The sequence below is a fragment of the Streptomyces sp. NPDC060064 genome, from assembly GCF_042736455.1.
GTDB lineage: Bacteria > Actinomycetota > Actinomycetes > Streptomycetales > Streptomycetaceae > Streptomyces.
In genome coordinates this window covers 116,681-139,916 of the sequence record NZ_JBHWWF010000018.1, presented here as the reverse complement: position 1 = coordinate 139,916, position 23,236 = coordinate 116,681, and the positions used below count along the sequence as shown (strand labels likewise).

Genomic DNA, 23,236 nt, shown 5'->3' with positions numbered 1-23,236 from the left:
CCCTGACTGCGTGGTGTCACTTCCCGGCAGGCCTGCCGGTGACCTTGAGGTCGCGCAGGCTGCCCACGTTGTCGAACGAGCCGAAGCCCACCCTGCCCGAGCCGAATGTCTTGTCCACGGCGGTCATCAGCGGGTTCTTCGAGCCGTCGACGTATACCGCGATCTCTCCGCTGTCCGCGCAGTGCACGACGCGGACGTCGTGCCATCGCGCGTCGGCGATGGCCGGCGGAGCTCCGGTGGATCCGTTCCACTGGTGATCGAGCCGCAGCCGGTCCGCCTCATTGACCACGAAGATGCCGTTGTGCGGGTAGATCGTGTTGTCGGACGACAGATGCGCGTAATAGAACTTCGTGTCGGACTGGTAGCCGAACACGATGATCACGTCCCGGTTGCTGATCTCGACCGGGGTGTCCAGCCGGACCTCCGCGTCGATCCGGGCGGAGCCGAACCGCGGCCCCGCGGTGAGAACCGCGTACTCGAACGGCCTGCGCGGTCCCGGGCGGGCGACGCCCGCCTCGGCGAGAGTGACCTGGCCGCGCGGGAACTGCCATTTGGCGGGGGTTACGGGCGCCCAGTTCTTCGCGCCCGTCACCTGCGTGAGCGTGGTGCCGTGGGTCCTGCAGTCGGCGAACCGGCGGGTCCCGGTGACCTTCCAGATCTTGCCGTTCGCCTTGGACAGCAGATACAGCTCGCCGCGGGCGTCCCGGCCGAAGCGGAGGTCGACCCGGCTGTCACCGGCGAGCTCCGGCAGGGTGACGCGCTTGCCCGTACGGTCGAAGAGCATCAACTGGTAGGTGTCGGCGAGCTGCTTGCCGCCCCTGCGCATCTCGCTCGCCTCGGAGTACAGCAGCCGGCCGTCGACGAGGTCGCCGTAGAGGTATTTGCCCCACAGCGCCGGCGCGTCGTGCCCGCGGTAGACGAAGCCGCCGACGATCGCGCGCCCCAGGTCCGACCTGCAGTTCCAGCCGGCGGGCGGATCGTGGTCGTACGCGGCGACGGGGTAGGCGTAGCCGTTCTTCGCGTCGTCCTTGGGCAGCGGGAGCAGCCGGTCGCAGGGGTTGACCGCCGCCTTGTCGTAGACGAAGGTGCCTTCGCGCTCGCTCCAGCCGAGGTTGTCTCCTGCCTGCACCTCGTAGACGCCTTCGACGGCGTGCTCGCCGATGTGCCCGAGGTACATCCGGTGACGTCCGGCCGGGTCCCAGCTGAAGCGGTGCGGGTCGCGCATTCCGTACGCGTAGATCTCGCCCAGTGCCCCCGGCTTGCCCACGAACGGATTCGAGGCCGGAACCCCGTATTTTCCGTTCGCGCTGTTACTGCCGCGCGGGTCGATACGGAGGATCTTGCCGTGCGGCAGCGCCAGATTCTGCGGCTCGGTGTTGTTGAGACCCTGGGCTCCGTCGCCCGTGGCGACGTAGAGCAACCCGTAGTCCCGGTCGCCGGGCCTCGCGGTCGGGTTGAAGTCGATCTGCTGGATGCCGTGGCCGCCGCCGGAGAATCCGATACGGAGCAGCTCGCGACGGCTGCCGATGAAGGTGTCGGCGGCCGGGTCGTCAGCCGTCCACTCGGTAACGATGCCGTGGTAGTTGGTGGTCGCCTGCTGGACGAAGTCCGGCCGGGCGGAGGTGGCGGAGGCATTCTCGGTGTGGACCGTGTAGAACCTGCCGTTCTTGCGGAAGTCGGGGTCGAAGGTGACGAACCCGAAGCCCTGGCCCATGCCGCTGCTGGCGAAGAAGGCGGGGCCGATGGCGGCGGCGACATCCAGATATACGTGCGGCTGTCCGTGCTCGACGAGATAGAGCCGGCCGTTGAGGTCGGGGACCGCCATCCGCCCCGAGCGGTCGGGCAGTTCGCTCAGGAAGTTGATCCGGGCATGGCGCTTGAGACGGGGGTCGGTGACCGGTCCGGGAACGGGTTCGGTCTTGGGGAAGGAGGCGTACTCCTCGACCACCAGGCCCAGACCGGACTGGATCGGCTTCGTCGGTATCGGGTCATGGACAGGCCCACCGGCTTCGTCTGCCGCCTGCGCCGCGCCGGGCGACGCCGTCAGTACGGACAGCAGCAGGGCGAGAGCGAGCACGGCAATGAGGAACGGGGATCGTTTGCTGCGAGGTGCGAGCACCGCTGATCTCCTTCGACGGGAGGGAGCGAAAGCTCAACCATGTAATCGACGTCTCGGTGCTTGAACAACCGTCGTGCATAGACCAATTGAGAATGCTGCCTGTCTTGCGGGATCCCTCGAGATTCCTTGACACCACGTGAGGTGATCCGTAACTTCCTGTGCACGAATAAGACCATCGGTCACATACAAGAACAGGTGGAGCTGTGAGTCCAAGGCGGATCGTGGTGTCGGGCGGCGGTACGGGCATCGGGCTCGCCGTGGCTGAGTCTTTCGCCGCGGCCGGCGCCGATGTGACCCTTCTCGGCCGCCGCGAAGTGGTGCTGCGCGCGGCGGCCGAGAAGCTCAACGCCACCCACGGGGACTCCACGGCGACCTGGTTCCCGGCGGATCTGTCCGAGCCCGAACAGGTACGCCGCGCTGCGCAGTTCATCACCGACGGCAGTGACGCGGTCGATGTCCTGGTGACCAACGCGGGAGGCAATGTCGCGGCCTCGCACGACGGCAGCCTGGAAGGCATCGCCGACAGCTACCGCCGCAACTTCGCCGCCAACGTCCTGACATCGGTCCTGCTGACGGAGGCGCTGCTCCCCCACATGCGGCGGCCGGGCGGCCGGATCGTCCATCTGTCGTCGATCGCGGCTCTGCGCGGCCCGGGTTCGTACGGCGGCTCGAAGGCCGCGGTCAACACGTACACCTTCGATCTCGCCCAGAGGCTCGGCGCGGAGGGCATCACGGTCAACGCCGTGGCGCCCGGGTTCGTCGCCGACACGGAGTTCTTCGGCGACCGCGCCACTGAGGAGTTCATCGCTTCGCGGGTGAAGCAGTCCCTGACGGGCAAGCCGGGGCTCCCCGCCGAGATCGCGGCGATGGTCCGCTATGCCGCCTCGCCCGAGGCCGCTTATGTCACGGGCCAGATCCTGCACATCAACGGCGGCGCCGCGCTGGGCCGTTAGACGGGCGCGCGCGTCCCGGCCGGACCGGCGCGCCGCCCGTCGCCTGGCGCCCGTCGCCCGTCGCCCGTCGCCCGCCGCCCGTCAGTCCAGCCGGAACGCGTCCGCGAGTGCGTCGATCTGGGCGTCGAGCAGAGTCCCCGGATCGTGCCCCATACCGGTGAACTGACCGGCCACTTCGAGGCTGACGGCGCCATGCATCTGGGACCAGGCGAGCACCGCCCCCGCCAGCGCCCGGCCCACACCGCTTCCTGACGCCGACAGTTCTGTGTACTGCTCCGCCCAGGACGCCACGTCGGGCTCCCGCTCCGCCCAGGCGGTCATCTGCTCGACGAGCCGGACCGCCGGTCCCGACGGCTCCCCCGCGACAAAGACGCTCAGGAACGGACCGAGCGCCGCCCGCGCCCGCGCCACCGTGTCGGCCGGTGCGCTGTAGCCGGGCAGGGGCGGGCCGGCGATCAACAGATAGCGGTGCGGCTGCTCCACGCCCCAGGCCCGGAACGCGCCGGCCAGCGCGTGCAGCCGTGCGCGCGGTGACACCTCGGCACAGGCCTCCGCGGCGACGCCGATGGCCCCGGCAAGGTCGTCGTACGCATCGCGGATCAGCGCACTGAGCAGGTCGTCACGGTTGGCGAAGTAGCGGTAGAGCGCGGGCCCCGACATGCCCATTTCCTTGGCGATACGGGTCAGCGCGATGGCCGCCAGGCCGCCTTCGGCCAGCTGTCGCAGCGCGGCTTCCTTGATCTCCGCGCGCGTCTGCTCCCTGTACCGGGCCCGTGGGCCCGGTGTCGTCGGCGTCACAGCCACGTCCCTCCATAGATGATGCAAACCATCCTAGCTTCTGTTACGGTCCATAACTAACACAACGATGCATCACCGCTTCAGGTTCCCGACCATCATTTTCTGGAGGCTCTGATGACCTTTCCCCACACCATCGACGCGGACGCACCGGTCGTGGTCCGCCGCCGCATCACCGTCGACGCGCCCGCCGCGCTGATCTGGCGCATCCACACGGACATCGACGCCTGGCCCGGCTGGAATCCCGGCATCGAGACGGCGCACCTCAACGGCCCGCTCGCGCCCGGTGCCACCTTCCGGTGGCTGACCGGCGACCTGGACATCGAATCGACCGTCTATGAGGTCGTTCCCGGCGAGCGGGTCATCTGGGGCGGCCCGGCCCACGGCATCACCGGAATCCACCTCTGGACCTTCACGGAGGAGGACGGCCACACCGTCGTCTCGACGGAGGAGTCCTGGAGCGGCGCCCCCGTCCTCGCGCAGCCCAAGGAGATGCACCGGCTCCTGGACGAGTCACTCGAAGCCTGGCTCCGGCATCTGAAGACAGCGGCGGAGCGGGCGTAAAGAACCACCCCCGGGCGCCTCACCCGGGCGCACGCCGTTCGAACACCACGTCCCGTGCCGTGTCCAACGCCGTCGCGACCGCACCCAGCAGGATCGCGTCCTCACCGAGGGCGCTCGGGGCGACCCTGGGGCGCAGCGGCGTAAGGGACTTGAGGGTGTCGCGGACGGTACGCAGCAGCAGGTCGGCACTGTGGCCGACGCCGCCGCCGAGTACGACCAGGTCGGGGTCGAGGACTGCGGCCACGGCTGCGACGGTGTGGGCCAGGCGTTCGCCCTCCTGGCGGACCGCTGTGGTCGCGGCGGGATCGTCGCGGCGTGCGGCGTCGAAGACGTCCTTGGCGGTGAGCGGTCCGGTCATGCCGAGCGCACGGGCGGCCGCGACGACGGCCTCGCCCGAGACTGCGTCCTCCAGGACATCCGGCTTGTGCCGTCCGGGCCAGGGCAGGAAGCCGATCTCGCCGGCGGCGCCGTGCGCGCCGGTGAACAGCCGGCCCTCGTGGACCACGCCCATGCCCAGGCCGGTGCCGATCATCACGTAGACGAAGAGTCTGCTGCCGGCGCCCGCGCCGAACGCGTACTCGCCCAGGGCGGCGAGGTTGGCGTCGTTGTGGACGGCCAGCGGCAGGCCGAGTTGCTCACGCATACGGTCGAAGAGCCCCGCGCGGCCCCAGCCCGGCAGGTTGACCGCATAGCGCACGCGGTGGTTCCGACTGTCGTACACACCCGGGGTCGCGACCACGGCCTGGATCACCCGGTCGTGGTCGACGCCGCTGTCGGCGACGACCCGGTGGGCGGTGCCGACGACGAGGTCGGCCATGGTGGCCGAGGTGCGGGCGCGGTTGCGCACGTCGGCGCGGGCAACGACCGAACCGTCCAGATCGGCGAGGGCCACCCGTAGCCAGTCGCGGCCGATATCGATGCCCAGGGCGTATCCGGCGGTCGGGTCGGGGGCGTAGAGGACGGCGACGCGGCCGCGTTCGGGGGTATGGGTCCCCACCTCCCGTACCAGGCCTGCCCTTTCCAGCGCGGCGAGAGCGCTGGAGACGGTGGGTTTCGACAGGCCGGTCTCGCGCGCGAGCTGAGCCCGGGAGGCGGATCCGGCCGCTCTCAGCCGGTCGAGCAGCAGCCTCTCGTTGGCGCCGCGCAGCCGCTGCCGGTTCCAGCGCTGCTCGGCGCTGTCCTCGCTGCTGGTGGTCATGCCGTCATTCTCACGCATCCCCTGACGACCTCTTGACGACCTAAGTAAAGGTACTTAACTTAATCACACCCGGCGCCGTCGTGCATCCCTGTACTGGCGAAACGGCCACAACTCCGCGCCCCGCCACCTGAGATCAGGGAGGCTCCCCTTGTCCGGAACCCCGCCGCGCACCGACGGCTTCGTGCGCCGCATCGGCCCGTTCCAGGCCACCGCCATCAACATGAGTCAGATGTGCGGTATCGGGCCGTTCGTCACCATCCCGCTGATGGTCGCCGCCTTCGGCGGGCCGCAGGCCGTCATCGGCTTCGTCGCCGGTGCGCTGCTCGCCCTCGCCGACGGCCTCATCTGGGCCGAACTCGGCTCGTCCATGCCCGGCTCCGGCGGCAGTTACGTATATCTGCGCCAGGCCTTCCAGTACCGGACGGGCAAGCTCATGGCGTTCCTGTTCGTGTGGACGGCCATGCTCTTCATCCCGCTGATCATGTCCACCGGCGTGGTGGGTTTCGTCCAGTACCTCGGCTATCTCGCACCCGGCCTGGGCCGGACCGCCGGCGACCTGATCGGCCTCGGTGTCATCGCCCTGGTGATCCTGCTGCTGTGGCGCGGGATCGAGCACATCGCCAAGATCACCGCCGTGATGTGGACCGTCATGATCGCGTCGGTCACCCTGGTCATCGTGGCTTCGGCCACCAACTTCAGCTCCGACCTGGCCTTCACCTACCCTGCGCACGCCTTCGAACTCACCAGCAATCACTTCTGGATCGGCTTCGCCGCGGGCCTGACGATCGGTATCTACGACTACCTCGGCTACAACACCACCGCCTACATGGGCGCCGAGATCAAGGACCCCGGCCGCACACTGCCGCGTTCCATCATCTTCTCGATCCTCGGCATCATGGCGATCTATCTGCTGCTGCAGATCGGCACTCTCGGTGTCATCGACTGGCACCGGATGACCGACCCCGGCGACATCGCGTCCACCTCCGTCGCCTCCGCCGTCATGGAGGAGACCTGGGGCAAGGGCGCCGCCGACACGGTCACCGTCCTCATCCTCATCACCGCCTTCGCCTCCGTCTTCGCCGGGCTCCTCGGCGGATCGCGAGTGCCCTACGACGCCGCACGCGACCGGGTCTTCTTCCGCCCGTACGCCAAGCTCCACCCCAAGCACCGCTTCCCGATGCTGGGTCTGGCCACCATGGGCGTCATCACGGCCGTCGGCTTCCTCATCGGCCGCCACACCGACCTCGCCACACTCATCCAGCTGCTGACCACCGTCATGGTGATCGTCCAGGCCCTGGCCCAGGTCGTCGCCCTGACCGTACTGCGCAAACGACAGCCGGCCCTGCGCCGCCCGTACAGGATGTGGCTCTACCCGCTGCCGAGCATCGTCGCCCTCGCCGGCTGGCTGGTCATCTACGGATACGCCGACAAGAACTCCCCCGGCCGTCACCCCATCGAATGGTCACTGGCCTGGCTCGGCCTGGGCTGCGCCGCCTTCCTGGTGTGGGCGCGATACGAGAAGGTGTGGCCCTTCGGGCCCAAGGAGATCTCGGAGGACTACCTCACGCCGCAGGACAGCGGGACCGAAACCATCACGGCCTGAGCGGCCGATCCGCTGCCCGTGGCCGCCGGCCGGTGGCCCCCACCTGATCCGCGGCGAAACCCTTCGAACACCTGTGACATTCCCGCGGGCCCCGGCGCTGTTATCTGCAGGGGACATCGACAAGGGTGTGCCGTGCCGGCGCGACAAAGAGGAACGAGTGGGCAAGGTGGGGGGCGGCCGCCGTGCGGAGACGTACGACGGGGAGCTCGGTGAGGAAGTCGCGCGGGCACAGGAGGGGGACGAAGGGGCCTTCGCCGCTGCCTACAGACGCGTACACCCTCCCCTGCTGGGCTATCTGCGTGGCCTGGTCGGGGACGATGCCGAGGACGTTGCGTCCGAGGCGTGGCTCGAGATCGCGCGTGACCTGGGGCGGTTCCGAGGGGACGGCGCGGGCTTCCGTGCGTGGACGGCGCGCATCGCGCGCAACCGCGCCATCGACCATCTGCGCCGGCTGAAGAGCCGACCGCGCGGCACGCTCCTCGAACAGGAGCTGGGAGAGCTGCCTGCCGGGCAGGACACAGCCGGAGAGGCCTTCGAAACCATCTCGACGGAGCGTGCCCTCGCGCTGATCGCGACCCTGCCCCGACAACAGGCGGAAGCGGTGCTCCTCCAGGCGGTCATCGGACTCGACGGGGCGGCGGCCGCGCGGGTGCTGGGCAAGCGGCCCGGGGCGATACGGTCTGCCACGCACCGCGGGCTGAGGCGGTTGGAGAAGCACCTGGCGACGCTCGAGCGAAGCCGTGTGACAGATTCGGACTCCCGTGCGCTGGGAGAAGCGACATGACCGAAAACCGATCCAGAGGTGCCATGGACTCCGGGGACGAGCCGCGGACGCCGACGCCGGCACGGACGCCGACGCTCGATGAGCTGCTCGCTGCCGCCGCCCGCCCGGCGCCCGCCGCACCGAAAGCGGAGGAGCGCGCCGTCGCAGCCTTCCGGGCGACGCTCGAGGAGGGTGCGCCGACAGCGCGCACCCGGCGTATGGATGACTGGCGGCCCGTGGAGCCGCGGGTCCGGACCGGCTGGATCAAGGTGGTACTGGGCACTGTTGTGGCCGGGCTGACGCTCGGAGGCGTGGCGATGGCGGCCGGCGCGATCCCGACACCGTTCGGCGATACGCCCGAGAAGCCCGAACCGATGCCCAGCGCTTCCTCGGCTCAGGACATGGAGACCACCGGCCCTGCGCGCCCCTCCGCCCCCGTGCCATCGGCGGCCGGACCAACCGCGCGTACTCCCGGCGAGTCTCCGCCCAAGGCCCAGAATCAACTGGCGCAGTGCCGTGTGTACGAGTCGAAGCAGGGGCGGGGCCGGTCGCTGGACAGTACCGCGCGACAGCATCTCGAAGACGCCGCCGGCGGTCCCGGCTCCGTTGCCGCGTACTGCGCACGGCTGTTGAGCGAGCAGCCTCTCAACCAGCCGCCCAGCACAGGTCCGTCCAAGGACGAGAAGAAGGATCCGCCCGTGCCCGCCGGGCAGCAGAACGGACGGGAGAACGGAAGCGCTCCCGGACAGAAGCCGTCCGGGAGCCAGGCGAACTGACCAATCGACGAAGGTGCATTGCGCGCTCGTGCGCGGCCGGGGCCCCCTTCCTTGTGGGACCCCGGCCGCATTCCGTCGGCGGCCGTCGGGCTAGGGGGTCAGCACCAGGCCGATGCGTGCGCCTGCCGGCGCGCCGAGAGCCGTGACGCCGTAGTACACGCCCGACGAGGGGATCACTCCGGACGTGCCGCTGTTGTCGATCTGGAGGACCGCGCCGTTGTTCGCGTCCTCGCCGTCCGCACCGATGGCCAGATCCGCCCGCGTGTAGCCGGACAGATCGGTCAGTGAAACGGACGAGCCGAGACGGTCGTTGGGCTCGGTGTCACCCGGCACACCCGCGGTGTCCTGGTGGTAGGCGACCGACCCCGTGGCCGTCGGTCCCGTGGCCGAACCGCGGAGCAGGATCACCTGGCCCGCGTTGGTCTGGGCAACGCCGTTGCGGGTGATGTCCTCGCCCGGAAGTCCGGTGAGCATGTCGCCGTATCCGTCGAGGTTGACGTCGCCGATGGAGATGGACGCGCCCATGTCGTCGCCGGTCTCGCCGGTGTCGGGGACGCCGGTGGTGTCCTGACTGAATGTCAGCCTGCCGGTCGAGGTCAGCCCGGTCGCCGAGCCGAACACCGCGGTGACGGCGCCGCCCTTGGCGGTGTGACCGGACTCGGCCGCGACGGGCTGACCGACGGCGAGGTCGGCATAGCCGTCGCCGTTGAGGTCACCGGCGGCGAGGGAGCGGCCGCCCTTGGCGTCCAGGATGCCGACCCGCTGCAGACCGGTGGAGGAACCCTTCAGCCACAGCAGGCGTGCGATACCGCCCGGGTCGCGGAAACTGATCGCCACATCGGCGTAGCCGTCCTTGTTGAAGTCACCGGTCACGGCGGAGGAGAGGCTCGTCGCCGCGGTGTACGCGGAGGTGCCGAGGAAGCCGGCCTTCGTGGCGTACTCGGACTTGTCCTCGAACACCCACCAGCGGCCCGGCTTGCCCGGAGCGACGGTCAGAATGTCGGCCTTGCCGTCCGCGTTGAAGTCGCCCACGGTGACGGCGGAGCCGAGCTTCTCGCTGACCAGCCGGTACGCGGGAGAGGTCATGTACTGCTTGCCGGTGTCGAGCCCGGGGCCGTACACGACCGTGACCGAGCCGGTGTCTCCGTGGCCGGAGTCGTCGTCCTCACCGAGCGCGCCGACGGCGAGGTCGGCGTAGCCGTCACCGTTGACGTCGCCGTACGCTGCCGAGGAACCGAAGTTGTCGCCGGTCTCGTTCTCTCCGGGGACGCCGGGTGAGGCCTGGGTGAGGGTGCGCCGGGCCGTGGCCACCGGGCCGCTCGTGTCACCGGGCAGGACACTCACCGTGCCACCGGTGGCCACGGTCTTCGGCAGGCCGACGGCCAGATCCGTGATGCCGTTCCGGTCGAAGTCGGAGGTGGGGATCGCGGAGTTGCGCCCCGCGCTCGCGGCGAAGTCACGGATCGATGAGAGCTTGGCGTACAGGTTCTTGCCCGGGCACGCGGTCGCGAAGGCGTCACGGTGGCCGGAGATCACATTCATCGTGGCCTGCTGGCCCTCGGTCCATTTGCCGGTGTTGCCCTGGGCCGTGAGCGTGACCGTGCCCTTCGGGCTGCCTCCGTACTGGCCGAGCTTCCAGGCGGCGACACGGGCGGCCGACTGCAGAGCGGCCGTGTTCGGCTTTCCGGCAGGCTTTCCGGTGGCGGCATCGCCCTCGAAGTCACCGAGCAGAGCGATGCCGGTGGAGTAACTGTTGAATCCGTACGTGTGCGCGCCCTTGACCGGCAGGTCGACGCCGCCGGCCCGGCCCTCGAAGATCTGGCCGCACTTGTCGACCAGGAAGTTGTAGCCGAGGTCGTTCCAGCCCTCGGTCTTGACGTGGTACGTCATGATGCCGCGGACCAGGGCGGCCGACTCGGCGCAGCTGTAGCTGTTCGAACCGACGGTGTGGTGGATGAAGACCGCCTGCACCTTGTCTATGTACTCGGCGGGGTCGTCGACCATCGACTCGTCGGCGCCCCACTGGGTGCGGCCGATGATCGGTGGCTGCTTCACCGTCGACGGTGGTGCGGTCGGCTTCGTGGGAGTCGGGCTCGGCGTCACTGTCGGCGTCGCGGTCGGCGTCGCCGTCGGGCCGGCCGTGTCGGTCGGAGAGCTCGTCGGTGTGGCCGAGTCCAGGGGAGTCGCGGTGTCGGTCGGCGACGCCGGATCGCTCGGGGTGACCGGATCGCTCGGGGAGACGGACGGGGTCTCGTCCACCGCGAACGCGGCGTTGTCCATGACCGTGGCGGCCGGGCTCTTGGCCTCGGTCCTGCTCACACCGGGGTCGACCATGTGCAGCTTGAGGTTCTTGGGCAGCGCCTTGCCCGAGTCGACGCGTACCTGCACCGCGGTGGACGGTCCGACCCACAGCGGCTCGGACGCTCCGTGTGCCGTGCCCTCGGCCCCGTCCGGCCGGTGTGCGTCCAGTTCGAGCGCCTGCCAGCCGGACCACTTGCCGGTCTCGGCATTGCGCGTACGTACCCGTGCCGTGCCTTCGACCTCGACCGTGGCACTGTCCCAGCCGATGCCGACGAGGGAGAACGGCTCGGTGCTGGTGGCCGGCAGCTCCCGCTCGCCGGCTCCACCCCTGTCCAGCCGGAGCGTACGGAGTTCAGCCGCCCGCTCCTGCTGATGCGGCTTCTTGGGCAGGTCGGACGGGTTGGCCGTGGCGATGGTGACCACCCCCGCCCCGCCCAGGACGACGGCGCCGACGGTCAGCCAGGCTCGGCGCTTCATGCTCAATGGTCTGTACGCATGCGACGTACGCGGGCTCAAGTGCCCCACCTCTCCAGAATGTTCACTCGCGGCGCACCCGTCACATGGGCGGCCTGAGATACCCAGCGCACCGCGCTGACGAAACATCACGGGGCAGCGGCTGGATGTGATGCGGATCACGCATGGTGGGTGCCGTTGCGTCAGGGCGCAAGTGCGAGTACGAGTACGACGCCGGGCACCAGGTCGTCTTCGCCACCGAGCGGGCGGGAACACTGCCCGCAGCTGGTCCGTAAACGATCAGAGGCCGTGTCGAATCTCTTCGATACGGCCTCTGATCTGCGACTTCGAAAAGTCGGGACGACAGGATTTGAACCTGCGACCCCTTGACCCCCAGTCAAGTGCGCTACCAAGCTGCGCCACGTCCCGGTGCGCGCTTCTGCCGGATTCCCGGCCGAGCGCGCAAGAGAACATTACCCCACTTCGCGGGGCGGTTGGACGTCCGGCCTGCGGTCATATGCCCCGCGGTGGTCCCGACGGCGAGGGCATCACACCGTGCCTCAAGTGATCGAGGTTCGGCGGGTTACTCCGCGGCCGACGGCTCGACCGGCCCACGGACGTTCCAGCCGGGGGCACGCACATCCAGCCGCAAATCCTCAGGGACGACCTCTTCTCCGCAGTGGCGGCAGCTGTGGACCATCTCCAGCTCCTCGCCGCAGGAGTGACTGAAGACCGCCGGTGGCTCGTCGACGAGCCACCTGTCACCCCATGCGCGCAGCGTGGTCAGCACGACCAGCAGGTCCCGGCCCGCCTCGGTGAGGTGATATTCGAAGCGCGGAGGATGCTCGCTGTAGGGCCGCCGGACGAGGATGCCGACGGACTCCAGGTGGCGCAGCCGCACGGTGAGGACATCGCGGGGAGCGCCGGTGTTACGGGCGATCGCGGCGAACCGGTGATTGCCGAGGCTGATCTCCCTGACGGCCAGCAGCGCCCACTTCTCACCGACGACCTGCAGCGACGCCGCGATCGAACACGGCCTGCCGCGCGAGTCCAGGGCCGGGGCGGGAAGCGTGCCGTCCTCCTTGGTGCGTGCCTTCATGCTCCCTAGGTTGCCACATCCAACTCACTACCTCTAGCATCGCGTCCCGAGAAGTCAGTTTGACATTCAAACCATGGCGCGAGTCGGCCGGAAATGAGTGACGAATCATGGTCCAGCAGGCCCCACCCGTCGAGGACACGGCGGCGAGTTCGCGCTTCCGTCTCGTCTTCGCCGTCGTTGCCGCCGGCGTGGCGATGTCCAACCTCGACCTCTTCGTCGTGAACGTGGCGCTCCCCCATATCAGCGGCCACTTCCACGGAGCTCCGCTGTCCTCCGTGTCCTGGGTGCTCAATGCGTACGCCGTGGTCTTCGCCGCGCTGCTCGTCCCCGCCGGTAGCTTCGCGGACCGCAACGGACCGCGCCGCGCGTATCTGCTCGGTGTCTCCGTCTTCACCGTGGCCTCGGTGCTGTGCGCGCTCGCGCCGAGCGTCTGGCTGCTCGTGGCCGCTCGCGTCGCGCAGTCGGCAGGTGCGGCGCTGCTCATCCCGGCCTCGCTCGGCATCCTTCTGGCCGCCGCCCCGCCGGAGCAGCGCGGCTCCGCCGTACGCAACTGGGCGGCGCTGGGCGGGCTGGCCGCCGCGCTCGGCCCGGTGGTCGGCGGCGCGCTCGCCCAGGCCGATTGGCGCTGGATCTTCCTGATCAACGTTCCGGTCGGTATCGCCACCGTCATCGTCGGCCGGAGCGCGATCGCGCCCACCGCACGCCGTACGGAGAGCGGCCGCAGCGATCTGCTCGGCGCGGCACTTCTGACCGCCGGAATCGGCGCGGTCGCACTCGGGCTGGTCAAGGCCCCGGACTGGGGCTGGACTTCGGGTTCGCCGGCGATCGCGCTGCTGGCGGGGATCGTGCTGCTCGCGCTGTTCGTCCGGCGCTCGGCGAAGCACCCGGTGCCGGTCCTGCCGCTGCAGCTGCTGCGGACGCCTGCCATGGGCCCTGCCCTGATCGCGAATCTGCTGTTCGCGGCGGCCTTCGGCGCAATGCTGCTCTCGGCGGCGCTCTGGTGCCAGAACGTATGGCACTGGTCCGCGCTGCAGACCGGTCTGGCGATCAGCCCCGGCCCCGTCATGGTGCCGCTTCTGTCAAAGTACGCGGGCCTGCTGGTGCAGCGCTTCGGCGCGGCCGTCGTGGCCGCGACCGGGAGCGGACTGTTCGCGATCGGCCTTCTCTGGTGGATCGCGGCCCTGAGCGTCCAGGAGCACGAGTATGTGCTGGGACTGCTGCCCGGCATGGTGCTGACCGGCGTCGGCGTGTGCTTCACACTGCCCACGCTGGTGGGCGCGGCGGTCACCAGGGTTCCTCCGGCGAACTTCGCCACCGGCTCGGGCGTGGTGACCATGGCGCGCCAGACCGGCAGTGTGGTGGGTGTCGCGGGGCTCGTCGCCGTGCTCGGCAAGCCGCACGGCGCGGCGGCGGTGGACGCCTTCCGCCACGGCTGGATCTTCACTCTGGTGGCGGCGGTGGCCGCGGCGGCCGCGTGCTGCCTGCTCCTGCCGCACTCACGGCCGACGGCGAAGACTGACGGCTGACGGCTGACGGCTGACGGCTGACAGCTGACAGCGGGCGGCTGACAGCGGGCGGCTGACGGCGGCCGGCTGGCGGCGGGCGCCTGTCGGACCACAGTGGACAATTGAGGTGTGGACAAGGCACGGAGGGACCGCGACATCGAGGGGCGCGCACGCAACGCACGTCCTCGCGACGGGCTGGGACGCCCGCTCCCGTACGGAACACCGGGGGTGGAACGGCAGCCCGAGGGTGTGGTGCGTACGCCCGGTGAGACGCTGACCGAGGCACAGCGGCTGCTCGACGCGGGCATGCCCTTCCATGCGCACGAGGTCTTCGAGGACGCCTGGAAGTCCGGTCCCGAGGCCGAGCGTGAGCTGTGGCGGGGGCTCGCGCAGCTGGCGGTGGGGCTCACGCACGCCGCCCGCGGCAATACGGCGGGCGGCGCGAGGCTGCTGCTCAGAGGCGCGGACCGGATCGCCGGCTTTCGCGACCCGTACGGCATCGATGTGACCGGGCTGACCGCCTGGGCGCGTGAACTCTCGGCCCGCGTCCAAGGACCGGTGGACGCGGGCGCCGAGGCGCCCCGGCTGACCTCAGCCCTGTAGCAGGACGACCTCGAGGGTGCGCGGGCCGTGGACACCCTCGACCCGGTCGAGTTCGATGTCGCTGGTCGCGGAGGGTCCTGAGATCCAGGTCAGCGGGCGGGTCGGGTCGAGGCGGGGCATCGCCTGCGGTACGGACGCCACGACCTGGTCCGGGACGCGTACGACACAGATGTGGTGGTCGGGGATGAGCGTGATGCGCCGACGGCCCTGTCCGGGACCGGCGTCCAGCACGATCGTGCCGGTCTCGGCGATGGCGAGCGCGCATCCTGTGACAACACTGTCGACAGCGTCGAGTTCCTGCGCGGTGGAGACCGAACGGTCGTGGATCCGGGTCGCGTCGGCGGCGGAAAGCCACTCGGGCGGCAGTCCGGGCGGTACGAGCACAGTCGCGGAGCCGCGCTCCGCGAGCAGCCGCATGAGCAGCAACGGCAGTTCGTCCGCGGACGTGCGGTGCACGACGGCCCGGTAGTCCGCGAGGTTCTCGTGGAGGAGGTCGAGGACCGCGGCAGGGTCGTCGGGTGTGTGGGTGGTGAGGTAGTCGCGGGTCGGCTCGGGGGCCTCGGGCGCGGCGGCGACAGCGCTGCGCACTCGGGCGAGGATGCGGTCGCGGGAGCTCGTACGGGAGTGGGGTCCGGCGCTCATGTGCGGTTCCTCTTCCACCAGTCACGGAAGGATTCTGCGGGCAGCTCGGGCAGTTCACGGGCGGCGGTCCAGGCCCCTGCGCCCGGCAGTTTCTTCGGGTGCAGCTTTCGGGTCCTGGACGCGGCGCGTTCCCCGGCGGCGAGCGCGGCGGGATGGTCGAGGACCCAGCCTGCGGCCTTGATCGCGGCCTTCTCCAGGCGGTGGCCCTTGCCTCCCTGGTCCGCGACCTTCTCGCGGAGGTGGACGAGGACTTCGGGGATGTCGATGGCGACCGGGCACACCTCGTAGCAGGCCCCGCAGAGGGAGGACGCGTACGGCAGAGAAGCGTCGATCTCGCTCTGGATGCCGCGCAGTTGGGGGCTGAGGATGGCGCCGATCGGCCCGGGGTAGACCGAGCCGTACGCATGCCCGCCGGCCCGCTCGTACACCGGGCAGACATTGAGGCAGGCGGAGCAGCGGATGCAGCGCAGCGCCTGGCGGCCGACCTCGTCGGCGAGGGCGTTGGTGCGGCCGTTGTCGAGGAGGACCAGATGGAAGCTCTGCGGTCCGTCGGCGTCAGCGGTGCCGGTCCACATGGAGGTGTACGGGTTCATGCGCTCGGCGGTCGATGAGCGCGGCAGCGTCTGCAGGAAGACCTCCAGATCACGCCAGCTCGGCACCACCTTCTCGATACCGACCACCGAGATCAGCGTCTCGGGGAGGGTCAGGCACATCCGGCCGTTGCCCTCGGACTCGAAGACCACGAGCGTGCCGGTCTCGGCGACCATGAAGTTGGCGCCGGAGATACCGACCTTCGCCCGCAGGAACTTCTCGCGGAGGTGGAGGCGTGCCGCCTCGGCGAGTTCGGTGGGGTTGTCGGAGAGGCCGTCGGGAGCGGGCCGTCCCCAACTACCCATCCGCTCCCGGAAGATGTCGCGGATCTCGCCACGGTTGCGGTGGATGGCCGGAACCAGGATGTGCGAGGGCCGGTCGTCGCCGAGCTGCACGATGAGTTCGGCGAGGTCGGTCTCGTAGGCCGAGATGCCTTCGGCCTCCAGGGCTTCGTTGAGACCGATCTCCTGTGTGGCCATCGACTTGACCTTGACGACCTCGCGCTCGCCGGTCGCCTTCACCAGACCGGCGACGATCCGGTTGGCCTCCGCCGCGTCGGCCGCCCAGTGCACGGTGCCGCCGGCCTCGGTGACCGCCGTCTCCAACTGCTCCAGATAGCGGTCGAGATGACGGAGTGTGTGGTCCTTGATCTGCTTGCCGGCCTCGCGCAGCTCCGCCCAGTCGGCGAGCTCCGCCACCGCCAGGGCTCGCTTGTCGCGGATGGTGTGGGTGGCGTGCCGCAGATTGGCGCGCAGCGTCACATTGTGTACGGCTTCCTTGGCCGCCTCGGGGAAGGACGGCATCCCGAGATACGTGCCGCTCATACGTAGGGCTCCTCTTCGGTACTGGCGAGGATGTCCGCGATGTGCACGGCGCGCAGCGGCACGCCTTTCATGGGCACAGCCTCGCGGCGCAGGATGCCGCCGATGTGCATCAGACAGGAGTTGTCGGCTCCGCACAGCACATCGGCTCCGGTGGAGACGGCATTGCGGACCTTGTCCCGGCCCATGGCGGCGGAGACCTCGGCGTTCTTGACGGCGAAGGTGCCGCCGAAGCCGCAGCACTCCTCGGCGCCGGGCAGTTCGCGCAGCTCCAGGCCCTTCACCGCGTCGAGGAGCTTCCGCGGCCGTTCACCGAGATGGAGCATCCGAAGACCGTGGCAGGAGGGGTGGTAGGTGACAGTGTGCGGGAAGTAGGCGCCGACATCGGTGACGCCGAGGACATCGACGAGGAACTCGGTGAGTTCGTATGTACGGGAGGGGAGCGAGGTCTCGCCGAACTTCGGGTAGTGGTCACGCACCATCGCCGCGCACGATCCTGACGGCGTCACGACGTACTCGTACCCCTCGAAGGCCCGCGTCGTCCGCCTTATCAGGGGCTCGGTCTCGCGCCGGTAGCCGGTGTTGAACTGTGGCTGTCCGCAGCAGGTCTGCGCGGCCGGAAAGTCCACCTCCACCCCCAGCCGCTCCAGGAGTCTCACCGTCGCGATGCCCGTGGCCGGATAGAACGCGTCATTGACGCAGGTGACGAAGAGTGCGACACGCATGGTCGGAGGATATGCCGCTACCGGCGGCCCCGGTAGGTACCACGAACCGCCGGATGCGGCAGACTCGACAGGGTGAGAAAGATCTATGTGATCGGCATCGGGGCGGGCGACCCCGACCATCTGACGCTGCAGGCGGTCAAGGCGCTGAACAAGGCGGATGCGTTCTTCATCCTCGACAAGGGCGAGGAGAAGTCGGATCTGACGCGACTGCGGCACGACATTCTGGACGCGCACATCGAGGACCCTTCGTACCGGCTGATCGAGGCACGCGATCCGGAGCGGGACCGGAAAACATCGGACTACTCCCCCGCGGTCGACGACTGGCGCCGCCGCCGGGCCGACCTCTATGAGCGGTTCATCGCCGAGGAGCTGGGCGAGGACGAGTGCGGGGCGTTCCTCGTCTGGGGCGATCCGGCGCTGTACGACTCCACGCTCGGCATCCTGGAGGAAATCCTCGAACGGGGCGCGGTCGCGTTCGACCATGAGGTCATTCCCGGCATCAGCAGTGTCTCGGCGCTGCTGGCCAGACACCGCACCGGTCTCAACCGGGTCGCGCGTCCCGTGCAGATCACCACGGGCCGGCGGCTCGCCGAAGGCTGGCCGGACGGCGTCGACGATGTGGTCGTGATGCTCGACGCCCGGCAGGCCTTCACCCGCCATCTCGACCAGGACCTGTTCATCTACTGGGGCGCCTATGTGGGCACCGAGGACGAGATCCTGGTGTCGGGGCGGCTGGCGGAGGTCTCCGACCGGATCGAGGAGCTGAGGGCCGAGGCGCGCGCCCGCAAGGGCTGGATCATGGACACCTATCTGCTGCGCCGCGGCTGAGGGGTCCGAGCGGTCCAAGCGGTCGGAGCGGTCGGAGCGGTCGGAGCGGTCCGAGCGGTCCGAGCGGTCGGAACTATCCGAGCTGTCGGAACTATCCGAGCTGTCCGAGCTGTCCGAGCAGTTCGAGTACGCCCGCCACGTGCGGCGCGAGGGGCACCCCGGGCGGCGCGGACGGACGGCAGACCACCACCACGGGCATGCCCAGCTCGCGCGCGGCGGTGAGCTTGGCGGCGGTGGCGGGCCCGCCGCTGTCCTTCGTCACCAGGACGTCGATGTCATGCGTACGGAGCAGCTCCCGCTCGCCCTCGAGGGTGAACGGTCCGCGGTCCAGCAGCACGCGGATGTGGCGGGGCAGCGGCGGCTCGGGCGGCTCCACCGACCGTACGAGAAAGTGCAGTTGATCGAGGCCTGCGAAGGCGGCGAGGCCGAGACGACCGGTGGTGAGGAAGACGCGCCGACCCAGCGCGGGCAGCTGCGCGGCGGCGTCGACGAGCGAGACGGCCGAATGCCAGCGGTCCCCGGGGCCGACGCTCCAGCCGGGCCGCCGCAGCGCGCAGAGCGGGATGCCGACGGCTGCCGCGGCCTGCGCGGCGTTGGCGCTGATGACGGAGGCGAACGGGTGCGTGGCGTCGACGACGGCATGGACGCGGTGCTCGCGCAGCCAGTCGGCGAGACCTTCCGGGCCGCCGAAACCCCCGATGCGTACCTCTCCGGCGGGCACCCGGGGCTGCGCCACCCGACCGGCGAGCGAGGTGGTGACGCGGAGGCCGCCGCGCCCGGTCAGCTCGGCGGCGAGCTGTCGGGCTTCGGCCGTGCCGCCGAGGATCAGGATGTGCGTGCCGGGCATGGGACCGAGGCTACTTCGCCCGCGGATCGCCTGCGCACTCGCCCGGCCTGGGACGAGGACGCGGTACGCGCGGTCATGACCCGGGGCATAGTGCCATGTCACAGGTCGCCATCTTCGCCCAGGGGGCCGGCACACTCTGTCCGAAACGGATCAGGTCACCAGGCCAGATGGAGCGCTTCGGGCGAGCGATGGATCAGGGTGGGCCGCATCACGATCGGCAGCCGGTCCTCGTCGATCCGCAGACCGGGCAGCCTGCGGGCGAACAGCCCGATGGTCAGCCGGAGCTGCTCACGGGCGAGCTGGGAGCCGGGGCAGCCGTGGGTACCGTGGCCGAAGGCCACATGCTGCCGGGAGACGGGCCGCGTGATGTCGAAGACCTCGGGCCGCTCGTAACGGTCCTCGTCGCGATTGGCCGATCCGTAGGCCACGAACACCGTTGCCCCGGCAGGGAGTTCGGTGCCCGCAATCGTCACGGCCCGGGTGGTGGTCCGTCTGAAGCCCTGGACCGCGGTGTCGTACCGCGCGGCCTCCTCCACGGCTGCCGGTATCAACGCCGGGTCGGCGCAGATCAGTTCCCACTGCCGTCGGTCGCTCAGCAGATGGAGCAGCGTCGTACCGATGAGTGCGGTGGTCGTGAGATGCCCGGCGATCAGGAAGTTCTGGAGGTTCGACACCAGCTCGTGGCGCTGGTCGAGGGTGAGATCGCCGCTGCCGGGCGCGAGCGCGGCGACCATCGCCGAGCAGAGGTCGTCGCGCGGGCTCTTCCGCCGGTCCCGTATATACGTGTCGAGAAGCTTCTGCAGCGCGACAACGTCCTCGGCGGCCCGGACCTGCTCGTCCGGGTCCAGCGGTCGGAACAGCAGCTCTTCGGCGCGGTAGCCGCCGTGCACCGCGGCCGGCACATCCGCCGGGTCCAGCCCGAGCAGCCGCCCGATCACCTGACCGGGCAGCTGTCGCGCGTACGCCTCCATCAGCTCGACTCCGCCGTCCGGCGCGAAGCTGTCGACCAGCGCCTCGGCGCGCTCGGCGGCGTACGGCACCAGCGCGGCGATCCGACCGGCGGACAGGCCGCTGTTGAGCGGGGCCCGGTGGCGCTGATGGGCGGGGCCGTCGGTGGAGACGACGGTGGGGCGCTTTCCGTAGCCCTTGGCCAGCACCTCCAGCGCGGCCGGCGAGGGCATGACGTCGGGGAGCAGCGCGCGCACCGACGAGAACTCCTCGGGCCGCCGCAGCACTTCCCGTACGTCCGTGTCCCGCGCGACGAGCCAGGCATCCAGCTCGGGAACGAAGGTCAGGCCCTCGGCCCGGCGCGCCTGCGCGTAGAGCGGGTAGGGATCGCGTTGCAGCTCGTCGAGCCGGGCGTGATCTTTGCTCGCCACGCGGCGCCTCCGGGGCGGAAGGAAGGTTCCTGCACTGTGGGCGCACCGGTCGTCCGGATGTTCGGGCGCGGCACGTCCGGCCATGGTGCCCGAGCCCCGCCGCATCGGGAAGGGGCACTGTCCGCAGAGCGCACTTTGGCGTAATGGGCCCTGTACCAAAGGCGGATCGCCGGTCTACCGTCTCCGGTGGCCGACTGACGCACAACGGGGGTGCACTCGATCATGCGCGGGATCACTGGGTTACGGTCCTGGACGCGGGCGTCGGGGTGGCGGCGGTGGACGACCGCCTTCTGCCTGGCAGCGTTCGCGGCAACCCCCCTGATCGGACCCGGATGTGATGTCGTACCCACCGCTCAGGCGGCGGCGCGGTCGACGGCCGAGGGCGGCAAGGGGGGCCTTGTCCCGTACTACGAGGATCAGTTCAGCCAGGAGGGCTTCGACTTCCGCGACCGGCTGGGCACCGAGTACAGGGGCGCGTACATCCGCGACAAGCGCCAATTCGCCAACGGCTACAGCGAGTTCGCCAATGTGGCCGCCGCCCTGGTCGATCCGCGCGGGCGCACCGACGATGAACTCGAGGACCTGCTGGGCACGGGGCGGCCGGAGGAGGCCCCGGCGTACGACTTCAAGCTGGTGCCCCTGGAGGATTGGAAGCGCTATCTGCGGCCCGAGGACTATCAGGAATTGCGCGCGCAGGGCGTGAAGAACCTGCTGATGGTGCGGGCGATGAGCTTTCCCGGCGTGCGGGAGGGGCGGAAGAAGACGGGCCTGCACTCCGAGAAGCTGATCAAGAACGTGCTGCAGCAGAACAGGACCGGCAAGGCGGCCCTGAACCCGCTGTCCTGGTACACCGATCGGGGTCCGTGCGAGGAGTGCGACGAAGAGGTCATCGAGGACGGGACCCCCGTCTACCACGCGCAGGAATACGGCCTGAGCCGGCAGGAGCGGGCCCGGCGGGATGCCGAGCTGAAGAAGGCCGACGTCGAACTCGGAAAATTCACGAACAGTCAGAAGCAGCTCGTCGAGCGGGCGGAGAAGGCGGCCAAGCTGCCTGCGGGACAGCGCGCGAACGAGAGGAAGGTGATCAAGAGGGAGATGGAGAAGGTGGCCGGCCGCCGGAAGGCCGCGGAGGCCCGCAGGCAGCAGATCGTGGACCGCTACAAGGACATCGAGAGTGTCCGGGCGGCCACGGCGAGCGGCAATCTGCGCAAGGACATCGACAAGGCGCGCAAGGCCGACGCCGCGGCCAAGTCCGTGTTCGTCGCCACTCGGACGGACTGCCCGACGCCGCAGGCACAAAGTCTCGGACTCCCGGGCGCCGCCTCCCATGTCCGGCTCGCGGCCTTCTCCACGCGGCGGACCGCCGACTGCGGTGACGCTGACGAGCAGGCCAGAGGCGGTCTGGCGCGGGGCCTGACCATGCCGCCCCAGGCGCCCGGCGGCATCGACTTCTCCCGCCTTGAGCTGCGCTATCTCGCCGATCCCGGATCGGACGGCGGTGGTCTGCGCTACGCGTTCAAAGCTCCCTTGACTGCATCGGGCAAGGGAAGCGGATCGACAGGGTTGGCCGGCGCCAGGGAGTCGTCCGAGGCCTTCTTCACCTGGCTGGAGTTGGAGCCGTCGACGTTCTGGGTCAACCTCAACCCCAATGAGCCCGACCGCATCGTCGACTCCCGGCTCGGCCGGACCGACGCGGGACGGGTATTGCTGCAGGCGGATCTGCTGCTGAAGAAGACGACCGGCACGTTCATCCACCCGGACACGAAACTCGGCGCGGAGTACTGGGGGTCGCTGTCGGGCGACTGCATGTCGTTCCGTACGTGGATCGTGCCGACGCCGGCGACGGTGCACGAGGCGGGGGATGAACTGCACATCCTCGACGCGCCGTTGGACGTGCAGATGGAGACGCAGTATCTGAAGTCGCGCGGCGGCAACGCGGCGGTGTCGTGCCCGGAGCAGTCGGCCTCGGTGCAGGAGCACAACGAGGCGGTGTTCCGGCGACTGATCCTGCCCAAGGTGGTCAAGGCGGTGAACACCGCCCCCGAGTACGCCGAGCTGCGGCGTGTGTATCTCAGCCGAGTCGCGGCCGAGTGGTACCGCAAACTGAGCGTTCGCAAGAAGACGGCGTACGGCGAGATGATCGACAAGGGTGACATCAGCGCGTACACCACGCAGAAGAAGTGGACGCCGCGCGACACCTTCGACCAGTACGTGCGCTCGTACACCAAGGGCGAGTTCAAGGTGACGCACCGCACCCGTAAGGGCAACACCGAATACACGAAGACATACATCTACGGGGGCGTCGACTTCACCTCCGTCCGCTACACCTCGATGTCGGCCGACCGGATGAAGGAGCGCTGGCCCACGCTGACCCGGGACGTGAGCCGGTCGCTGGCACAGCCAGTGACGGACACCGGACAGGGGCAGGTGTGGCTCGGCGGAGGCGCGCCGGCGGCGGACGCGGGTACGGAGGCCGACGCGGGTACGCCGGCGACGAGGCAGGCCGACGACTCGGACGGCGGGGGAGTGTCGGCAGGGGATGTCGCGTCCGGGGCGATCCGGTGGCTGCCGGCGGTAGCGCTGCTCGCCGTGTTCTTCGTGCTGCGGCAGAGGGTGCGCCGGCGTCGCGTCCGCTGACTCGGCTGCGGCGTGGGCCGCAGCACCGCCTCGG

The 23,236-nt window shown here is 69.7% G+C and carries 19 protein-coding genes and 1 tRNA gene; 9 read left to right on the top strand and 11 right to left on the bottom strand.

Translation table 11 applies throughout. From position 1 onward, the window contains the following. Positions 1-16: 16 nt before the first annotated feature. Positions 17-2,119 carry a PQQ-dependent sugar dehydrogenase gene (locus ACFWDI_RS22265; protein ID WP_385306245.1) on the bottom strand — a complete coding sequence of 701 codons (2,103 nt, stop codon included), beginning with the start codon at positions 2,117-2,119 and terminating at the stop codon, positions 17-19. A 203-nt stretch (positions 2,120-2,322) separates the two neighbouring features. On the opposite strand from ACFWDI_RS22265, the gene ACFWDI_RS22260 reads away from it, so the two are divergent. Then, positions 2,323-3,072 (top strand): SDR family NAD(P)-dependent oxidoreductase, encoded by a 750-nt coding sequence (locus tag ACFWDI_RS22260; protein ID WP_385306244.1) that lies wholly within the window; start codon positions 2,323-2,325, stop codon positions 3,070-3,072. Positions 3,073-3,153: 81 nt separating this feature from the next. Here ACFWDI_RS22260 and ACFWDI_RS22255 read toward each other — a convergent pair whose 3' ends face one another. Further along, complete coding sequence (locus ACFWDI_RS22255; protein WP_385306288.1) at positions 3,154-3,870, bottom strand: TetR/AcrR family transcriptional regulator; 717 nt, start codon at positions 3,868-3,870, stop codon at positions 3,154-3,156. Positions 3,871-3,984: 114 nt separating this feature from the next. On the opposite strand from ACFWDI_RS22255, the gene ACFWDI_RS22250 reads away from it, so the two are divergent. Then, positions 3,985-4,431: an SRPBCC family protein gene (locus ACFWDI_RS22250; RefSeq protein WP_385306242.1), complete on the top strand. Its 447-nt coding sequence runs from the start codon at positions 3,985-3,987 to the stop codon at positions 4,429-4,431. Positions 4,432-4,450: 19 nt separating this feature from the next. Here ACFWDI_RS22250 and ACFWDI_RS22245 read toward each other — a convergent pair whose 3' ends face one another. Beyond that, positions 4,451-5,629, bottom strand: a complete 1,179-nt coding sequence (locus tag ACFWDI_RS22245) for an ROK family protein (RefSeq protein WP_385306241.1) — start codon at positions 5,627-5,629, stop codon at positions 4,451-4,453. A 148-nt stretch (positions 5,630-5,777) separates the two neighbouring features. Here ACFWDI_RS22245 and ACFWDI_RS22240 point away from each other — a divergent pair, with 148 nt between their 5' ends. From ACFWDI_RS22240 to ACFWDI_RS22230, 3 genes are all read left to right on the top strand, one after another. Then, the gene (locus ACFWDI_RS22240; RefSeq protein ID WP_385306240.1) at positions 5,778-7,232 is read left to right on the top strand and encodes an APC family permease; all 1,455 of its coding nucleotides are present in this window, start codon (positions 5,778-5,780) and stop codon (positions 7,230-7,232) included. Between the two features lie 157 nt (positions 7,233-7,389). Next, entirely contained in the window at positions 7,390-8,016 is a 627-nt protein-coding gene (locus tag ACFWDI_RS22235; RefSeq protein ID WP_385306238.1) for an RNA polymerase sigma factor, read from the top strand. Further along, positions 8,013-8,771 (top strand): hypothetical protein, encoded by a 759-nt coding sequence (locus ACFWDI_RS22230; protein ID WP_385306237.1) that lies wholly within the window; start codon positions 8,013-8,015, stop codon positions 8,769-8,771. The genes ACFWDI_RS22235 and ACFWDI_RS22230 overlap by 4 nt, the downstream gene beginning before the upstream one ends. Positions 8,772-8,861: 90 nt before the next feature. On the opposite strand, the gene ACFWDI_RS22225 is transcribed toward ACFWDI_RS22230, so the two are convergent. The 3 genes from ACFWDI_RS22225 to ACFWDI_RS22215 form a co-directional block, all read right to left on the bottom strand. Next, positions 8,862-11,549, bottom strand: coding sequence for an FG-GAP-like repeat-containing protein (locus ACFWDI_RS22225; protein WP_385306235.1), 2,688 nt, complete (start codon positions 11,547-11,549; stop codon positions 8,862-8,864). Positions 11,550-11,880: 331 nt separating this feature from the next. Then, positions 11,881-11,954, bottom strand: a tRNA-Pro gene (locus ACFWDI_RS22220). Between the two features lie 154 nt (positions 11,955-12,108). After that, on the bottom strand, positions 12,109-12,624 hold the full coding sequence (locus ACFWDI_RS22215; RefSeq protein WP_385306233.1) for a winged helix-turn-helix transcriptional regulator: 516 nt from the start codon (positions 12,622-12,624) through the stop codon (positions 12,109-12,111). 107 nt (positions 12,625-12,731) lie between these two features. Between ACFWDI_RS22215 and ACFWDI_RS22210 the strand changes: the two genes are divergently transcribed. Both ACFWDI_RS22210 and ACFWDI_RS22205 read left to right on the top strand, forming a co-directional pair. Then, the gene (locus ACFWDI_RS22210) at positions 12,732-14,150 is read left to right on the top strand and encodes an MFS transporter (protein WP_385306231.1); all 1,419 of its coding nucleotides are present in this window, start codon (positions 12,732-12,734) and stop codon (positions 14,148-14,150) included. 108 nt (positions 14,151-14,258) lie between these two features. Next, positions 14,259-14,732: a DUF309 domain-containing protein gene (locus tag ACFWDI_RS22205; RefSeq protein WP_327327324.1), complete on the top strand. Its 474-nt coding sequence runs from the start codon at positions 14,259-14,261 to the stop codon at positions 14,730-14,732. Here ACFWDI_RS22205 and ACFWDI_RS22200 read toward each other — a convergent pair. Genes ACFWDI_RS22200 through ACFWDI_RS22190 form a run of 3 tightly spaced genes read right to left on the bottom strand, consistent with a single transcriptional unit; the run spans position 14,721 to position 17,511 of the window. Continuing rightward, positions 14,721-15,374, bottom strand: a complete 654-nt coding sequence (locus tag ACFWDI_RS22200) for a lactate utilization protein C (protein WP_385306230.1) — start codon at positions 15,372-15,374, stop codon at positions 14,721-14,723. The two genes, ACFWDI_RS22205 and ACFWDI_RS22200, sit on opposite strands and share 12 nt — an antisense overlap. Next, complete coding sequence (locus tag ACFWDI_RS22195) at positions 15,371-16,789, bottom strand: LutB/LldF family L-lactate oxidation iron-sulfur protein (RefSeq protein WP_385306229.1); 1,419 nt, start codon at positions 16,787-16,789, stop codon at positions 15,371-15,373. The genes ACFWDI_RS22200 and ACFWDI_RS22195 overlap by 4 nt, the downstream gene beginning before the upstream one ends. Next, the gene (locus ACFWDI_RS22190; protein ID WP_385306228.1) at positions 16,786-17,511 is read right to left on the bottom strand and encodes a (Fe-S)-binding protein; all 726 of its coding nucleotides are present in this window, start codon (positions 17,509-17,511) and stop codon (positions 16,786-16,788) included. Before ACFWDI_RS22190 ends, ACFWDI_RS22195 begins: the two co-directional genes overlap by 4 nt. Positions 17,512-17,583: 72 nt before the next feature. Here ACFWDI_RS22190 and cobF point away from each other — a divergent pair, with 72 nt between their 5' ends. Beyond that, on the top strand, positions 17,584-18,339 hold the full coding sequence (gene cobF, locus ACFWDI_RS22185; protein WP_385306227.1) for a precorrin-6A synthase (deacetylating): 756 nt from the start codon (positions 17,584-17,586) through the stop codon (positions 18,337-18,339). 91 nt (positions 18,340-18,430) lie between these two features. Here cobF and ACFWDI_RS22180 read toward each other — a convergent pair whose 3' ends face one another. Both ACFWDI_RS22180 and ACFWDI_RS22175 read right to left on the bottom strand, forming a co-directional pair. Beyond that, positions 18,431-19,186, bottom strand: coding sequence for a cobalt-precorrin-6A reductase (locus tag ACFWDI_RS22180; protein WP_385306226.1), 756 nt, complete (start codon positions 19,184-19,186; stop codon positions 18,431-18,433). 155 nt (positions 19,187-19,341) lie between these two features. Continuing rightward, the gene (locus tag ACFWDI_RS22175; protein ID WP_385306224.1) at positions 19,342-20,565 is read right to left on the bottom strand and encodes a cytochrome P450; all 1,224 of its coding nucleotides are present in this window, start codon (positions 20,563-20,565) and stop codon (positions 19,342-19,344) included. A gap of 222 nt (positions 20,566-20,787) precedes the next feature. Here ACFWDI_RS22175 and ACFWDI_RS22170 point away from each other — a divergent pair, with 222 nt between their 5' ends. Continuing rightward, positions 20,788-23,202 (top strand): hypothetical protein, encoded by a 2,415-nt coding sequence (locus ACFWDI_RS22170; protein WP_385306223.1) that lies wholly within the window; start codon positions 20,788-20,790, stop codon positions 23,200-23,202. Positions 23,203-23,236 lie beyond the last annotated feature (34 nt).

Coding starts and splice junctions, on each gene's coding strand:
- ACFWDI_RS22180 (WP_385306226.1), bottom strand. CDS start 19,186: ATGCCCGGCACGCACATCCTGATCCTCGGCGGCACGGCCGAAGCCCGA.
- ACFWDI_RS22225 (WP_385306235.1), bottom strand. CDS start 11,549: ATGAAGCGCCGAGCCTGGCTGACCGTCGGCGCCGTCGTCCTGGGCGGG.
- ACFWDI_RS22230 (WP_385306237.1), top strand. CDS start 8,013: ATGACCGAAAACCGATCCAGAGGTGCCATGGACTCCGGGGACGAGCCG.
- ACFWDI_RS22215 (WP_385306233.1), bottom strand. CDS start 12,624: ATGAAGGCACGCACCAAGGAGGACGGCACGCTTCCCGCCCCGGCCCTG.
- ACFWDI_RS22195 (WP_385306229.1), bottom strand. CDS start 16,789: ATGAGCGGCACGTATCTCGGGATGCCGTCCTTCCCCGAGGCGGCCAAG.
- ACFWDI_RS22170 (WP_385306223.1), top strand. CDS start 20,788: ATGCGCGGGATCACTGGGTTACGGTCCTGGACGCGGGCGTCGGGGTGG.
- ACFWDI_RS22245 (WP_385306241.1), bottom strand. CDS start 5,629: ATGACCACCAGCAGCGAGGACAGCGCCGAGCAGCGCTGGAACCGGCAG.
- ACFWDI_RS22250 (WP_385306242.1), top strand. CDS start 3,985: ATGACCTTTCCCCACACCATCGACGCGGACGCACCGGTCGTGGTCCGC.
- ACFWDI_RS22210 (WP_385306231.1), top strand. CDS start 12,732: ATGGTCCAGCAGGCCCCACCCGTCGAGGACACGGCGGCGAGTTCGCGC.
- ACFWDI_RS22190 (WP_385306228.1), bottom strand. CDS start 17,511: ATGCGTGTCGCACTCTTCGTCACCTGCGTCAATGACGCGTTCTATCCG.
- ACFWDI_RS22200 (WP_385306230.1), bottom strand. CDS start 15,374: ATGAGCGCCGGACCCCACTCCCGTACGAGCTCCCGCGACCGCATCCTC.